General features: G+C 66.1%; 17 protein-coding genes. 3 read left to right on the top strand and 14 right to left on the bottom strand.

Annotation, left to right across the window (positions count from 1 at the left end):
• The first annotated feature begins 64 nt into the window (after positions 1–64).
• The 3 genes from mltG (at position 65) to gmk (ending at position 3,008) form a co-directional block, all read left to right on the top strand.
• On the top strand, positions 65–1,342 hold the full coding sequence (gene mltG / locus AB7290_RS24505) for an endolytic transglycosylase MltG (RefSeq protein ID WP_085402852.1): 1,278 nt from the start codon (positions 65–67) through the stop codon (positions 1,340–1,342).
• A gap of 115 nt (positions 1,343–1,457) precedes the next feature.
• Positions 1,458–2,345: a YicC/YloC family endoribonuclease gene (locus AB7290_RS24500; RefSeq protein ID WP_063983695.1), complete on the top strand. Its 888-nt coding sequence runs from the start codon at positions 1,458–1,460 to the stop codon at positions 2,343–2,345.
• A 3-nt stretch (positions 2,346–2,348) separates the two neighbouring features.
• Positions 2,349–3,008, top strand: a complete 660-nt coding sequence (gene gmk, locus AB7290_RS24495) for a guanylate kinase (protein WP_085402853.1) — start codon at positions 2,349–2,351, stop codon at positions 3,006–3,008.
• Here gmk and AB7290_RS24490 read toward each other — a convergent pair.
• From AB7290_RS24490 to AB7290_RS24425, 14 genes are all read right to left on the bottom strand, one after another.
• On the bottom strand, positions 2,941–4,194 hold the full coding sequence (locus AB7290_RS24490) for a hypothetical protein (RefSeq protein ID WP_085402854.1): 1,254 nt from the start codon (positions 4,192–4,194) through the stop codon (positions 2,941–2,943). The genes gmk and AB7290_RS24490 overlap by 68 nt on opposite strands.
• Positions 4,195–4,345: 151 nt before the next feature.
• Positions 4,346–4,858: a hypothetical protein gene (locus AB7290_RS24485; RefSeq protein WP_063983692.1), complete on the bottom strand. Its 513-nt coding sequence runs from the start codon at positions 4,856–4,858 to the stop codon at positions 4,346–4,348.
• Positions 4,859–4,886: 28 nt separating this feature from the next.
• Positions 4,887–6,233, bottom strand: coding sequence for a caspase family protein (locus AB7290_RS24480; RefSeq protein WP_085402855.1), 1,347 nt, complete (start codon positions 6,231–6,233; stop codon positions 4,887–4,889).
• Between the two features lie 189 nt (positions 6,234–6,422).
• Complete coding sequence (locus AB7290_RS24475) at positions 6,423–6,644, bottom strand: hypothetical protein (RefSeq protein WP_085402856.1); 222 nt, start codon at positions 6,642–6,644, stop codon at positions 6,423–6,425.
• A 61-nt stretch (positions 6,645–6,705) separates the two neighbouring features.
• Positions 6,706–6,882: a hypothetical protein gene (locus AB7290_RS24470; protein WP_166095994.1), complete on the bottom strand. Its 177-nt coding sequence runs from the start codon at positions 6,880–6,882 to the stop codon at positions 6,706–6,708.
• Between the two features lie 34 nt (positions 6,883–6,916).
• A complete protein-coding gene (locus AB7290_RS24465; RefSeq protein ID WP_085402857.1) occupies positions 6,917–7,108 on the bottom strand; it encodes a hypothetical protein in 192 nt (63 codons plus the stop codon).
• Between the two features lie 106 nt (positions 7,109–7,214).
• Positions 7,215–7,430 (bottom strand): DUF6894 family protein, encoded by a 216-nt coding sequence (locus tag AB7290_RS24460; protein WP_063983687.1) that lies wholly within the window; start codon positions 7,428–7,430, stop codon positions 7,215–7,217.
• A gap of 48 nt (positions 7,431–7,478) precedes the next feature.
• The gene (locus tag AB7290_RS24455; protein ID WP_085402858.1) at positions 7,479–8,189 is read right to left on the bottom strand and encodes a Crp/Fnr family transcriptional regulator; all 711 of its coding nucleotides are present in this window, start codon (positions 8,187–8,189) and stop codon (positions 7,479–7,481) included.
• 242 nt (positions 8,190–8,431) lie between these two features.
• Positions 8,432–8,668, bottom strand: a complete 237-nt coding sequence (locus tag AB7290_RS24450) for a hypothetical protein (protein ID WP_028157550.1) — start codon at positions 8,666–8,668, stop codon at positions 8,432–8,434.
• 70 nt (positions 8,669–8,738) lie between these two features.
• The gene (locus AB7290_RS24445; RefSeq protein WP_085402905.1) at positions 8,739–8,891 is read right to left on the bottom strand and encodes a Flp family type IVb pilin; all 153 of its coding nucleotides are present in this window, start codon (positions 8,889–8,891) and stop codon (positions 8,739–8,741) included.
• Between the two features lie 177 nt (positions 8,892–9,068).
• Positions 9,069–10,127 (bottom strand): alcohol dehydrogenase, encoded by a 1,059-nt coding sequence (locus tag AB7290_RS24440; protein ID WP_085402859.1) that lies wholly within the window; start codon positions 10,125–10,127, stop codon positions 9,069–9,071.
• 22 nt (positions 10,128–10,149) lie between these two features.
• Complete coding sequence (gene rsmA, locus AB7290_RS24435; protein WP_085402860.1) at positions 10,150–11,007, bottom strand: 16S rRNA (adenine(1518)-N(6)/adenine(1519)-N(6))-dimethyltransferase RsmA; 858 nt, start codon at positions 11,005–11,007, stop codon at positions 10,150–10,152.
• On the bottom strand, positions 11,007–12,041 hold the full coding sequence (pdxA, locus tag AB7290_RS24430; RefSeq protein WP_085402861.1) for a 4-hydroxythreonine-4-phosphate dehydrogenase PdxA: 1,035 nt from the start codon (positions 12,039–12,041) through the stop codon (positions 11,007–11,009). Before pdxA ends, rsmA begins: the two co-directional genes overlap by 1 nt.
• On the bottom strand, positions 12,041–12,976 hold the full coding sequence (locus tag AB7290_RS24425) for a SurA N-terminal domain-containing protein (protein ID WP_085402862.1): 936 nt from the start codon (positions 12,974–12,976) through the stop codon (positions 12,041–12,043). Before AB7290_RS24425 ends, pdxA begins: the two co-directional genes overlap by 1 nt.
• Between the last annotated feature and the right edge of the window lie 9 nt (positions 12,977–12,985).

Genomic DNA, 12,985 nt, shown 5'->3' with positions numbered 1-12,985 from the left:
CGTGCATTGGCTCGACAAGCGATTGTCTGGCCGCGATTGAACCGGCAGGATTCAGGTTGCTTCGATGAGTGAAAGGCCGCCCATTTCGCCCCGGAGTCCGCGGGCAGCGCTGGAGCCCGAGCAGGTTCCGCCGCCGCCGAGGCGATCGGACCGGGCGCGCAATCCCTTCGTGATTGTCGGCAACGCCATCATCACCCTTCTGCTGATCGCCATGCTGGGCGCCGGCGGCGTCTACTATTACGGCCGGCAATTGCTCGAGGCGCCGGGGCCGCTGAAGGAAGACAAGATCGTCAACATCCCGCAGCGGGCCGGCAAGCGCGACATCGCCGAGACGCTGAACCGGGAAGGCGTGGCCGACGTCAATCCGTGGGTGTTCATCGCCAGCGTCGCCGCGCTGAAGGCGAGCTCGGACCTCAAGCCGGGTGAATATTCGTTCCAGAAGAACGCCTCCTTGCGCGACGTCATCGCCACCATCGTCGAGGGCAAGGTGGTGCAGCATTCCGTCACGATCCCGGAAGGCCTGACCTCCGAGCAGATCGTGGCGCGGCTGTCCGACAACGACATCTTCACCGGCGGCGTTCGCGAGTTGCCGCGCGAAGGTACGCTGCTGCCAGAGACCTACAAGTTCCCGCGCGGGACCCCGCGCGATCAGGTGATCCAGCGCATGCAACAGGCGCACAAGCGCGTGCTGGCCGAGATCTGGGAGCGCCGCAGCCAGGACATTCCGGTGAAATCGCCGGAGCAACTGGTGACGCTGGCTTCGATCGTCGAGAAGGAAACCGGCAAGCCGGACGAGCGCAGCCGTGTCGCCGCCGTATTCGCCAACCGGCTCAAGCAGAAAATCAAGCTGCAGTCCGATCCGACCATCATCTACGGCCTGGTCGGCGGCAAGGGTACGCTCGGCCGTCCGATCAAGCGCAGCGAGATCACGCAGCCTTCGCCCTACAACACCTATGTGATCGAGGGACTGCCGCCCGGTCCGATCTCCAACCCCGGCCGCGCCTCGCTGGAAGCCACCGCCAACCCGGCCCGCACCCGTGACCTCTATTTCGTCGCCGACGGCACCGGCGGGCATGCCTTCACCGAAACCTACGACGCGCACCAGAAGAACGTCGCCAAGCTGCGCGCGATGGAGAAGCAGATCCAGAACGACACGGTCGAGCCGGCCGAGGATGCGCAGCCGCCGGCGGCCGCCGCGCCCGGCGCTGCCGCGGATCCGCCGACCGCGACCACGCCGACGCGGCCCAATCAGCAGAAAAAGCCGCCAGCCGCTCGCCCCGCTGGTCCCGCGCCCGCCCGCCAGGGCGCGGTGCAGCCGTCGCCGCCGGTGGTCCAGCGCTAGTTCGCGCAGACCTGCCTGCGGGACTTTGCGGATTCCACTTTCCTGCAAAATAGTCTTAAGATTCGCGTGGCCTGATGGGCCTCGCGAATCCTGAGTTTCCGGAGAAATTGACCTGATGGCGCTGTCGTCCATGACCGGCTTTGCCCGAAGCCACGGCGCTAGCGGGCCGTATACGTTCGAATGGGAATTGAAGTCGGTCAACGCCAAGGGCTTTGACCTCAGGGTGCGGTTGCCGCAGGGGTTTGACGAGCTCGAGGCTCACGCCAAGAAACGCGCCGGCGAGCTTTTGTCGCGCGGCACTGTCTACGCCAATCTCAACGTCAAGCGCGCCAACGCCGCAGCTTCCGTCCGCGTCAACGAGGACGTGCTCAACGCCGTCCTGAAGGCCGCGGCAATGATCGCCGGCAAGGTCGACGCGGTCGCGCCGAGCGTCGACGGCCTGCTCGCTATCAAGGGTGTCGTCGAGGTCGCCGAGCCCGAGGGTGACGAGGAGGAGGACAAGGCCGCGCGTGCGGCGGCTGCGGAGGCCTTCGACAAGGCGCTCGCCGATCTCGTCGAGATGCGCAAGCGCGAGGGCACATCGCTCGGGCAGATCCTGACCCAGCGGGTCGACGAGGTCGAGGTGCTGGCGAGGAAGGCGGAAGCCGCGCCGGGCCGCAAGCCCGAGGCGATCAAGGCGAGGCTCGCCGAGCAGATCGCAACCCTGCTCGACACCTCCGACCGTTTCGATTCCGACCGCCTGATGCAGGAGGCGATCCTGATCGCCACCAGGGCGGACATCCGCGAAGAGCTCGACCGTATCGCCTCCCACATCGCGCAGGCGCGCGAGCTGATCGGCAAGGGCGGCCCGATCGGCCGCAAGCTCGACTTCCTGGCGCAGGAGTTTCACCGCGAGGTCAACACCTGCTGCTCGAAGTCGAACGACATCGAGCTGACCAATACGGGCCTGGCCATGAAGAACGTGGTCGAGCAATTCCGCGAACAGGTCCAAAATCTGGAGTGATCGATGACGACGGGCGGTCACGGAACTGACGGTGTCGAGCGGCGTGGATTGATGTTCGTGCTGTCCTCGCCGTCGGGCGCGGGCAAGACGACGCTGTCGCGTCTACTGATCGACCGCATGCCCGGCCTTCGCATGTCGGTCTCCGCGACCACGCGGGCGATGCGGCCCGGCGAGGTCGACGGCCGCGACTACCTGTTCGTCGACAAGTCCAGGTTCGACGCGATGGTGAAGGGCGACGAGCTGCTGGAATGGGCGACGGTGTTCGACAACAGCTACGGCACGCCGCGTGCGCCGGTCGAGGCGGCGCTGTCGGCCGGGCAGGACGTGTTGTTCGACATCGACTGGCAGGGCACGCAGCAGCTCCGCGAGAAGGCACGCGCGGACGTCGTCAGCGTGTTCATTTTACCGCCCTCGGCCGCCGATCTCGAGAAGCGGCTGCATTCGCGCGCGCAGGATTCCGACGAGGTGATCCGCAAGCGCATGAGCCGCGCCAGCCACGAGATGAGCCACTGGGCCGAGTACGACTACATCGTCATCAACCACGCGGTCGACGAGGCGTTTGCCGAGGTGCAGTCGATCCTGAAGGCCGAGCGCCTCAAGCGCGAGCGGCGGACTGGCCTCGTTGGTTTCGTACGAGGTTTGCAAGGCCAGCTTCAAGGTTAGGCTTCGCGAGGCGCGGTCCTTCCTGCGCCAGCCGTTCCAGCATCGCCGTGATCACGTCGACGTCGACGGCATCCTCGATCTGCACATCGTCATCGCGATCGGCCGCCCCCTTGTCATTGATGTCGTTGGCCGCGAGCCGGGGGGCCGATGCCTCGATCTCGAACTCTCCGTTGAACATGTTGGCCTCGTCGAGCTCTGCGACCTCGTTGCTGGCTTGGGGCGCCCGCTGATCGACGGCATCGATCGCGTGATCGATCGCCTCGAGCTGCGCGGCTTCGCGCTGAGTGGCTTCGCGTTGGGGGGCTTGGCGACGCGCGGCCGCCTGGGGACGGGCGGCATCGAAATCCACCGGGCGCGGCTGCTGCGCACGCGGCGCGGCAGCTGGCGTCGCCTCGAGCCAGGGCGCGCGACCGTCGTCGTGCGGCTCCCGATTGTCCCAATTGACGCGACGATCCTGGACGCGGACGCGTCGTCCGCCTGCGAAGCGATAGATGATGCTGGCGAGGAGGCCGGCGAGCGCCAGCGCGCCACCGATCACGAGCAGCAGCGTCTGGAGCGAGCCGGTCGCTTTATCGGTGGTGGCATCTGCTGCGGCAAGCGCGACCGGGGCAGGGGATTTTGACGGCTTCACGCTCGGCGGTGCGGGCGAGGCGACAGGAGCGGGCGCAGCCTGCGGTGCGGGCGACGGAGCCGCGGCGGAGGCATCGGGCCAGCGCGTGGCGACCGGGGGCTGTTGCGCGTTGTTGTCGGCGGAGGGAGTGGCAGCTTGTTGCATCGGCGCCGGTTTCGCTGGTGCGGGCGCATTCGGCGTCGTCGGCGCGGTATTGCCCTGCGGCGTCAGATATTCGGCGCGTGCGTCCTGCACCGGGTGCTGCTGCGGCGCTGCTGAATCTGCCGTCGGTGCATCGGGCGCAGCCTGCGCGGTCTGCACGGTCTGCACGGCCTTGGCGCTGTCCTTGCTGCCTTCGGCGCGCAGATACCAGCATTGCCGCTTGCTCCCGCGCTCCAGGCGATAGTACCAATGCTGCCCCTGCGGCGCGACGCCCTTTGGCGAGGCGAGGCAGTCGCTGGCGGCATTTGCCGAGCTCGTTGCCTCCGGCGCATTCTGCGACACGGCGGCCAGTGGTGCGCCGGCGATGATGCTGCCGACAAGCGCAGATATGAACTTCGCGGTGCGGTTGCCCATCCTGGTCTCCCGATTACGCATAACGCAACTCTTTACCTTCCCTTTGTCATCAAAGACTTGGGTGGCAATGAGCCGCAAATCCGGAGAGGATGTGGCTTGAATCGGGCCTGCGCGGTGTTCGTTCCGCCGCGAATTCAGGCGTTTTCGAGGGCTATTGCTTCGCCGAACTCCAGGTTCCGCCGCAGCCGTCGGAGCGGCGCCACGTTCCGGAACCACTGCGGCCCGAGAGCCGGCCCGTGCTGGTAAAGGTCACGCCTTGGCCCTGGCCGAACGTGCTGACCGAGCCGCCCGTGCTGACGGTTCCGCGAACGCCTTCGCCGATGATCTTGCCCGAGCTCACGACGACAGCGCCGCTCGTGCTGCCGCCGCAACCAACGCTGACGACCGCCCAGGCACCGTCGAAACCACCGCCGCCACCTCCACCGCCACCTCCGCTTCGCCGAGGCGACGAGCGTTCCTCGGTCGCCGGCTTGCTCCGGCGTGAGGGCGCGGCCGGTTCGGCCGAGCGGCCTGAAGAAGTATCCTGGCGCGAGCCGGACAGCGACTTTTCGTCGTTGCCGATGGAGCCGCCGGCGCTGCCGGACTGCGCGAAGGCGGACGACGAGGCGAGGGCGAGGTTGAGGAGGGACGCAAGGGCGATCGTACGGACGACGGCATTGGGCATGAGGAAACAATCCGAAATGAAAAAGGTATCAGCGGCCGGAGCCGTCGGCGCAGACGGATCCGATAATGCGGCAAGCTTTGCCAGCCTTGCCGCATTCGTCAAGCGCGGCATCCCTGGCGTGCTGGATGCTGTCGCGCTGGACCAGCGACCAGGATTTGTCTGATATCGCGAACGCGCCGCAGCGGTTGCCGTAGAAGGAGAGCTCGATCGGACATTTGGCACCGGCGCAATTGCCGCGCGCATCCGCCACCGCCGCGCGCCGCGAGGCGTGGTTCCACGATATGCCCCATTTGCTGCTGTCGGGCCCGTACACGATCGAGCCCCACGGCTTCAGATCCTCCATCTTGCGCATCCGCAGCAGCAGGCCTTCGGTTGCCTCGCCCGTCGGCGCCATCGAGATCCTCTGCTGGAGCTTGGTGATCGCACGGGTCAGTCCATCGGGCGTGTCAGGATCGAAATTGAGCTCGTAGAGCCGCTCGCTCAATTCGCTCAGCAGCGCGGCATCGCGCAGCGGCACGCGATCGGGATCGGCGCGCAGCCGATCCGCCGGCAGCGGATCGGGCTGCATCGCCGCGACCTGCGGCGGCGGGCTTTGCGTCGGCGGCACGAAATAGAAGGTGCCGTCGATCGGCGAGGACGACACCCAGGGCTGCTGCGCGCCTGATGTGGCGCGCTTCACGGCGAGGCCGACCTGGTTGAAGGTCTGGAACACGTCGAGGCCCGCGGTCCGGACCGTCGCCGCCAGCGCCTTGGTGTAGGGGCTGTGGCCGTCGCTGCCGTCCTGCGCGACGTTGCCGGGCTGCGTCGCGTAGGAGATCAGCGTGCCCTCCGGCGCGCGCATCTGCGCAAGGCCGCCGTCGGAGGATCGCAGGCCGCGCGAGCCAAACGGGTTGTTGCGGCAGGCGTCGAGGATCACGAGGTTGAGGCGCGTACCCGATCCCTGCATCTGCCGCAGCACGAGGTTGACGTCGGTCATCTGGAAGTCGACATCGGCCTCGCGCGTCGGATTGGCGCCGACAGGCACGAGATAGTTGGAGCCGGCGACTTGCACGCCGTGGCCGGCATAATAGAACAGCGCGACGTCGGCGCCCTGGACCTGCCGGCCAAAGCTCTGCACCGCGATATCCATCGCGCCCTTGTCGAGATCGAGCTGGGCGCGCCCGCCGACCAGCGTGAAGCCGAGCGCGCCAAGCGTCTCCGCCATCAGGCTCGCGTCCTTGGACGGGTTGTCGAGCGGCGTGATGTTCTTGTAGGCGGAGTTGCCGACGACCAGCGCAATGCGCTTCTCGGCCGAGGCCGGCGCCGCCCCGGCGACAAGCAGGGCTCCGGCCAGCGCCGCCAGCCCCACGACGCGATTGAAAATCCTCGCGCGCATGAAAACCCCCAAAGCGAAAACTCTTCAAGGCAATGACGCCAATCTACCAGCCCGGCGCCCCGGCGAAAAGCGGTGCGACATTCTGCGCAGGGCAATCGCATGGGAGCGTTACAGGCCGTCATGCCCGGGCTTGTCCCGGGCATCCACCCCGGGCCACGCACGCCGGAATGATGAGGGATGGATCGGTGTTTACTTCCAGACCCGCGCCAGCGTCAGCGCTAGACACCCCAGCGCAGTGCCGATCAGCCCCACCATCGCGTAGGACTGCGCGAACACGCCGGTCTGGATGAAGACCTGACAGGCGATGGCGATGCAGATCGCGGCCAGCAGCAGGCAGGCGCAGCCGACGATGGTCGACAGATAGCGCATCGCGGTTGCGACGGGCCCTGCGGGTGACGCGGGATCGTTCATGCAGGGTTACAACGGCGCGGCCGGCGGCGGGTCGATCCGCCGCGGCGTGCGCGCAAGACCATCAGTCGCGGGCGCAGCAATCGACAAGTGCGCGCCAGATGCGCTGAACTTCGATGGTCCGCTGCAGCTCAAGGACGTGGTTCTCGCTTGCATGAGAGGACTTTTCCTCCAGTCGTGATTCACGCGGTGCGATCCAGCGCTCGGATATCGGATCGTACCATTTGCCGAGATCGACCAAGTTCGTGTCTCCTCTCTTCGATCCCCCTGGTCTTTTAGCCCATGCGCCTGTTCGTGGTGTTCTGGGTGATGTTGCCGTGCTCGGCCTGTTCGCGAATGTTCTGCTTCTCATCGTCGCGATGGCCCTTGGTGGTGTCGAGCGGAATTGACGGCGTGCTGCCGGGACCCTTGTGGCTCTGGTTCTCCGCGGGAACAGGCTTGACCGCTTTCGTCAGCGGCTTCGTCATGGGCTTTGACTCCGTCGTTGCCTCACGAGATGCCAACGCATGGGACATTCGCGGCGTTCCAATTGGTGGTCTGATGTGATCGGTGCGGAGGCGACGGGAAGGGCTGTCAGCGAAACCGCCGTGTCACCATTGCAAGCACGAAGACAGGCTCGCTTCCGTCAAACACGCTGAGCGTCCAGCTGTCGCCGGGGCGCAGCGCATGCTCGACGTCGCGGGAGAGGCGGACGGCTTCGCGCCAGGCGGCATCGTCGTCGAGGAGCGTTTCACCGGTCGTGTCGGTGTGAGGTTGCTGGCCCTCGAAATGAAAGAAGTACCGCGCCATGTCGGGCAATGCAGGCCACGCGAATATGTTCCGGCTGCGCGGATCGTTCTAGCCCGCCGAGCGTCCCAGCACTTCGCGAAAGTGCTTCTTCACCGCACCGTTGCAGGTGCAGGCGCTTGTCTCGAGCGCCGGCGCATCGAGGATCAGGATGGCGCCGCGGCGGGTCGCGAGGATGCGCCTGGCCTTGAACGTCTGGATGACGCGGCTGGCATAGCTGCGGGAGACGCCGAGCATGCCGGCGAGCTGCTCATGGGTGAGGCGGATTTCGTCGCTGCCGATATGCTCTCGGGCCGCGATGATCCATTTCGCCGCGCGTTGTTCGATCGAATGCGCCGCGTTGCAGGCCGCTGTCTGGAGCAGCTGTGCGAACTGGCAGGCTGCGTAGCGCGAAAAGATCTCATGCATGCTGGGCGATCGCTGCTGCGCCTGCTCGAGCGCGCGCAGCGGCAGGCGGACCAGCGTGCCGCCGACCTTCACGACGACGCGGGAAAAGGCCGGCGACGGGCTGCGGCCTGCGGAAAGACCGACCCCGCCCTCGCGGCCCACCAGGAGACTTTCGACCTCGCGGTCATCCTCAACCGGCACCGCGAACGACACGAACGCAGGGCCGCAGGGGAAGTGGACCACGGAGATGCCGTCGCCGGCGTGATGCAGAACGTGGTTCGCGGCGACCTCGACCGATTGCAGGTGCGGCGCGAGCAGCTCGAAATCCTGGGCGCTGAGCCTTCGCAGCAGATCGTTCCTGGGCCGGCCGGTCACTCTTCTTGTCTCTGGGCTCTTCGTTGGCCGGGAATCGGCGTCTCCAGGAAAAACCCTACGTTTCCGCGCAGGAACCGACAGTTCCAAAGTGAACACAAGTGTTTGCGGGAAACCGAAAAGTTCGCAGCAGCGAGGCGTCGCGCCGTCCGGCGTTGCCCGCAGGACACGCTGCGAACTTTGTTCTCATCCGGAGAACTACGGAATTTCCAAATGAGCCAGCGCTTGTGGGGCGCCGCGGGCTCTTATCCGAGACGGATCTGGCGTTCGGCCAGGAGGCGGCTTTGGGCCACCTGCTTGCGGTAGGCACCGATCGCCTTGTTGGCGAGCATCAACTGCCGGCGCTCTCCGGTCCTGAGCTGCGCTTCGATGGCATCCAGAATGGTGTTCGCGGTCTCGTCCGGAGGCCCGAGCTCGCCGCTCTGCTCCAGGAAGCTCCAGGCGATGAAGAATGCGCTTTCGACGGTGCAACGAATGGACATGCGCTGCCAACGCGGTGTGGTCGCAGCCGTTCCGCGCGGCGACGTACCTTCAGCGCGCGCAGGTCTCGCGCTACTTCAGCGAGGTGCTGATCGAGCCGAACTTCAACTTCAACGACGAGCCGAGATTGTTGACCACGGCGATGATCGCGAGCGCGATGCCGGCTGCGATCAGGCCGTATTCGATCGCAGTGGCTGCGGTTTCATCGGCCAGGAAGCGGCGAATGGTCTGCGTGGCCTCACCAGAATTCCAAAGACAAAGCTGACGAGGACTTTAGTTCGCGACGTGTCGGTTCCCCTATTTGGAACCGGGGTTTGCGTCAATTCCGGGTTAATTTGGCGGAGGAAAACGCGGCGGCGAGACCTCATCTCGCCGCTAAGCCGGCCTGGATTTTCCCGCGCATCAGTTCTTCAGCACGATGCGGCCGACGACCTTGCCGGCGCGCAACTCGTCGATCCATTTCTGGACGTCGCCCATCGGCTCCTCGCGCATCGGCGTCGGCTTGATCTTGCCGGCGCGGGCGAGCGCCATCAGCTCCTGGGCTTCCGCGAGCGTGCCGACCATGAAGCCTTCGACGGTCAGGCGCTTGTAGACCCATTGCACCATCGGCAGGGTGAATTGGCCGCCCATCAGGCCGGAGACGACGACCTTGCCGCCGCGCGCGGCGACCGCCACGGCAAAGGCCATCGACTTCTCGTTGCCGGCGAAATCGACCACCTCGTCGAAGCCGCCCTCGGTTTCCTTCAGGATGCGCTTGATCACGTCGGGCTCGGACGGATCGTAAGCGTTGGCTGCGCCGTTCTTCAGCGCGGTCTCGCGCGCTGCCGGAGAGAGATCGGCGACGGTGATCGGCTGCTTGAACATCGCCTGCGCAAACGACAGGCCCATCATGCCGACGCCGCCCAGCCCGATCAGCAGCAGATTGCGCTGGCGCGGACGGTCGACGAGGCGCTTGAGCGCGCCGTACGCGGTCACGCCGGAGCACATCAGGGTCGCGGCCTGGTTGACGGGCAGGGGATCGTAGTCGAGCAGGTACTTTGCGTCGGGCACCAGCACGTGGGTGGCAAAGCCGCCGTCGATGGAGACGCCGAGGAAGCGCTGCTTCGCGCAAAGGTTCTCGTCGCCATTGGCGCAGTCGCGGCACTGGCCGCAGCCGATCCACGGGAACACCGCCTTCTTAGCTCCGACAAGGTTCGCCGGCACGTCCGAGCCGACTTCGTCGACCACGCCCGCGATCTCGTGGCCGAGCGTAAACGGCAGCGTCATGCCGCGCGTGGTGTCGAGCTTCTTGCCGCCGCCGAGATCGGCATAACCGTCCTGGATGTGCAGGTCGGAATGGCAGAGGCCGCAGCGCTCGATGCGCACCAGCACCTCGGCGCCCTGCGGCTTCGGCGTGTCGACGATGGTCTCGCACAAGGGCGCATCGAATTTGACCAGGGACTGCCGACGCATCAACGCCATATTCCTTCCTCCGAAATTCCTGTTATCCAGCTTGCTTTCGTATATCCGCCAATTCACGCGCCATGGCAACAAAGCCTGATATCGGGATGGTCTCGGCACGCCGCGTCGCATCGACACCTGCGGCCGCGGCAAGGCGAGCGGGATCCGCTTGAAGCGATTTCAGGCTTTGCCGCAGCATTTTTCGGCGCTGCCCGAAAGCGGCGGCTGCGACCTGTTCGAGCAGCTTGCGATCGCAAGGCAGGGGCTCTGCGCGCGGCACCAGCCGCACGACGGAGGAGGTGACCTTCGGCGGCGGCACGAAGGCCGAGGGCGAAATGTCGAACAGGATCTTCGTCTCGCAGCGCCAGTTGGCGAGCACGCCGAGGCGGCCATAGGCCTCCTCGTCCTCGCGTGCCACGATGCGCTCGCCGACCTCGCGCTGGAACATCAGGACCATCATGTCGTACCAGGGCGGCCAGGGGTCGGTCGTGAGCCAGCCGATCAGGAGTTGGGTCGCGATGTTGTAAGGCAGGTTCGCGACGATCTTGGCTCGTTCGCCATTGAGCAGCGGACGCGGGTCGAAGGTCATGGCATCGCCATGCACGATCTCGAGCCTATCAGGGTAGCGTGCGGAAATATCCTGCAAGGCAGGGATCGCGCGCTCGTCATGCTCGATGGCGATGACGCGTTTGGCGCCGAGCGCGAGCAACGCGCGCGTCAACCCGCCCGGGCCGGGACCGATCTCGACGATGGTGGAGTCCTCGAGCGGCGCGGCGGCACGCGCGATGCGCGCGGTGAGATTGAGGTCGAGCAGGAAGTTCTGGCCCAGCGATTTGCGTGCCGACAGTGCGTGCTGGCGAATGACCTCGCGAAGCGGCGGGAGGTCGTCGATCGCGCTCATCAGCTTTGCGCAGCCGCCATGCGGCTTGCGAGCTTGAGCGCCGCGATCAGGCTTGCCGGATTGGCCTTGGCCGTGCCGGCGATGTCGAAGGCGGTGCCGTGATCGGGCGAGGTGCGGATGAAGGGCAGGCCGAGCGTGACATTGACCGCGTCGTCGAAGGCGACCGTCTTGATCGGGATCAGCGCCTGGTCGTGGTACATGCAGACGGCGCAGTCATAGGTGCTTCGCGCGGCTTCGTGAAACATGGTGTCGGCAGGGAGCGGTCCCTTCGCCTCGATGCCGTCGCTACGCAACGCCTTGAGCGCTGGTGCAATCACGGTCTGCTCCTCGTGGCCGAGCGAGCCGTCCTCTCCGGCATGCGGGTTGAGGCCGGAGATCGTGATGCGCGGCCTTTCGATGCCGAAGCGGGATTTCAGCTCGGTCGCGACGATGCGCACGGTCGAGACAATGAGCTCGCTGGTGAGCTGGGCCAGCGCATCGCGCAAGGAGACGTGGATGGTCACGGGCACCACGGCGAGCCGCGGCGACCACAGCATCATCACCGGCTGCGGCACGCGGCCGTTCTCTGCGGCGAGCTCGGCGAGGTATTCGGTGTGGCCGGGATGGCGGAAGCCTGAGCGGTAGAGCACGCTCTTGGCGATCGGGTTGGTGACGACGGCGCCGGCGCGGCCTTCACGGACGTCGGCGACCGCCTGCCGGATCGAAGCGAGCGCGGCCGGCGCGCTCGCTTCATCGGGCTTGCCGGGCTCGGCTGTTGCACTCTCGCCCGTTGCGACCACGGGCAGGGCCTCGGTGAACGCGGCTGCGGCCTCGCCGGCGCTTACCGAGGCAATCCGGATATCGGCGCCGAGGGCCTTGGCGCGGCGAGCGACGAAGGCCTCGTCGCCGAGCAGATAGAAGGCGGGCAGGTTCAGTTCGCGGCGTCTGAGCCAGGCTGCGATCGTGATGTCGGGGCCGATGCCGGCGGGCTCTCCCAGGGTCAGGGCGAGGGGCTTCGAAGGCTTGATGGAAGGTTCTAAGGCGAAGTTGGCCATCAGCGGTTGCGATATTCGATCATCGCCGCTTTCCGGAGATCATCGAGATAGGCCTTCTGGGTCTTCTCGTATTTCTCCGAATACATCTTCTCGCGGACCTCGCGCTTTTTCGGCGTGTCGATCATGGTCGGCTTGCGCGAGCACAGCACGACCATCTCGATGCCCGCCTTGGTGACCTCCGGCGCGGTCAGGTGGCCGATCTGGGTGTCGTCGAGCACCTTGCGAAGCGCCTCGGGCAGTTCCGCGGTGGTCTTGGTGACGGTGTCGCGGATGGTGGCGTTCGGCGTTGAGCGGAACAGCGAATTGGCTTCCTCGCAGCTTCCGACACGCGAGCGATAGGTCTCGGCTTCCTTCTGCCGCGTCTCCAGGAACGCCGGGGACGAGCCGCGCGGCACGATCAGCACGATCGGCTGCATCTTGTACTCGGTGCCCTCGATCTGGAGCTTGTCGCCGGTCTCGGCCTGCACGGCCTGCGCGACGTCGCGCTCGCCGACCATCAGCTTCTCCTTGAAGCGTCCGCGTACGAGGCTGGTCCAGACCATCTCGGCCTTCATGCGGCCCTTCAGCGTCTCGGGGCGGACGCCCTTGACCTCGAGCGACTTGGTGAGCTGATCCGGCGTGATGCGCATGCGCTGCGCCATGCCCTCGTAGGACTGGTTGATGTCGGAGATGCCGGGGTCGACGCCGTATTTCTTGCCTTCCTTGAGCTTCACCTTGTCGTCGATCAGCTCGTTGATGACCTCCTGCCGGCTCGGGGTCTTCTGCGTCGTCAGCTGGTCGAGCTTGGAGCGCTGCTCGATGTCGAAATCGGTGATCGGGTCGCCGTTGACCATCACGACGATGTTCTGCGCGCGCGACGGCGCGGGCAGGCCGGTGAGGATCAGCCCGGCACCGATGGCGAGGAGGAGGCGAAAAACAGGCAATTGGGTCGTCATGATTATCGC

Source organism: Bradyrhizobium sp. 613_E4_N2_2 (assembly GCF_052075995.1).
GTDB lineage: Bacteria > Pseudomonadota > Alphaproteobacteria > Rhizobiales > Xanthobacteraceae > Bradyrhizobium > Bradyrhizobium barranii.
The sequence above is the reverse complement of the archived record's forward strand: the minus strand, read 5'-3'. Positions and strand labels throughout refer to the sequence as shown.

Excerpts from the sequence above, each read along its gene's own strand:
- AB7290_RS24485 (WP_063983692.1), bottom strand. The coding sequence starts at position 4,858 with ATGCCCAATGCCGTCGTCCGTACGATCGCCCTTGCGTCCCTCCTCAAC.
- AB7290_RS24490 (WP_085402854.1), bottom strand. The coding sequence starts at position 4,194 with ATGGGCAACCGCACCGCGAAGTTCATATCTGCGCTTGTCGGCAGCATC.
- AB7290_RS24480 (WP_085402855.1), bottom strand. The coding sequence starts at position 6,233 with ATGCGCGCGAGGATTTTCAATCGCGTCGTGGGGCTGGCGGCGCTGGCC.
- AB7290_RS24450 (WP_028157550.1), bottom strand. The coding sequence starts at position 8,668 with ATGTCCATTCGTTGCACCGTCGAAAGCGCATTCTTCATCGCCTGGAGC.
- rsmA (WP_085402860.1), bottom strand. The coding sequence starts at position 11,007 with ATGAGCGCGATCGACGACCTCCCGCCGCTTCGCGAGGTCATTCGCCAG.
- gmk (WP_085402853.1), top strand. The coding sequence starts at position 2,349 with ATGACGACGGGCGGTCACGGAACTGACGGTGTCGAGCGGCGTGGATTG.
- AB7290_RS24440 (WP_085402859.1), bottom strand. The coding sequence starts at position 10,127 with ATGGCGTTGATGCGTCGGCAGTCCCTGGTCAAATTCGATGCGCCCTTG.
- pdxA (WP_085402861.1), bottom strand. The coding sequence starts at position 12,041 with ATGGCCAACTTCGCCTTAGAACCTTCCATCAAGCCTTCGAAGCCCCTC.
- mltG (WP_085402852.1), top strand. The coding sequence starts at position 65 with ATGAGTGAAAGGCCGCCCATTTCGCCCCGGAGTCCGCGGGCAGCGCTG.
- AB7290_RS24475 (WP_085402856.1), bottom strand. The coding sequence starts at position 6,644 with ATGAACGATCCCGCGTCACCCGCAGGGCCCGTCGCAACCGCGATGCGC.
- AB7290_RS24460 (WP_063983687.1), bottom strand. The coding sequence starts at position 7,430 with ATGGCGCGGTACTTCTTTCATTTCGAGGGCCAGCAACCTCACACCGAC.
- AB7290_RS24425 (WP_085402862.1), bottom strand. The coding sequence starts at position 12,976 with ATGACGACCCAATTGCCTGTTTTTCGCCTCCTCCTCGCCATCGGTGCC.
- AB7290_RS24465 (WP_085402857.1), bottom strand. The coding sequence starts at position 7,108 with ATGACGAAGCCGCTGACGAAAGCGGTCAAGCCTGTTCCCGCGGAGAAC.
- AB7290_RS24500 (WP_063983695.1), top strand. The coding sequence starts at position 1,458 with ATGGCGCTGTCGTCCATGACCGGCTTTGCCCGAAGCCACGGCGCTAGC.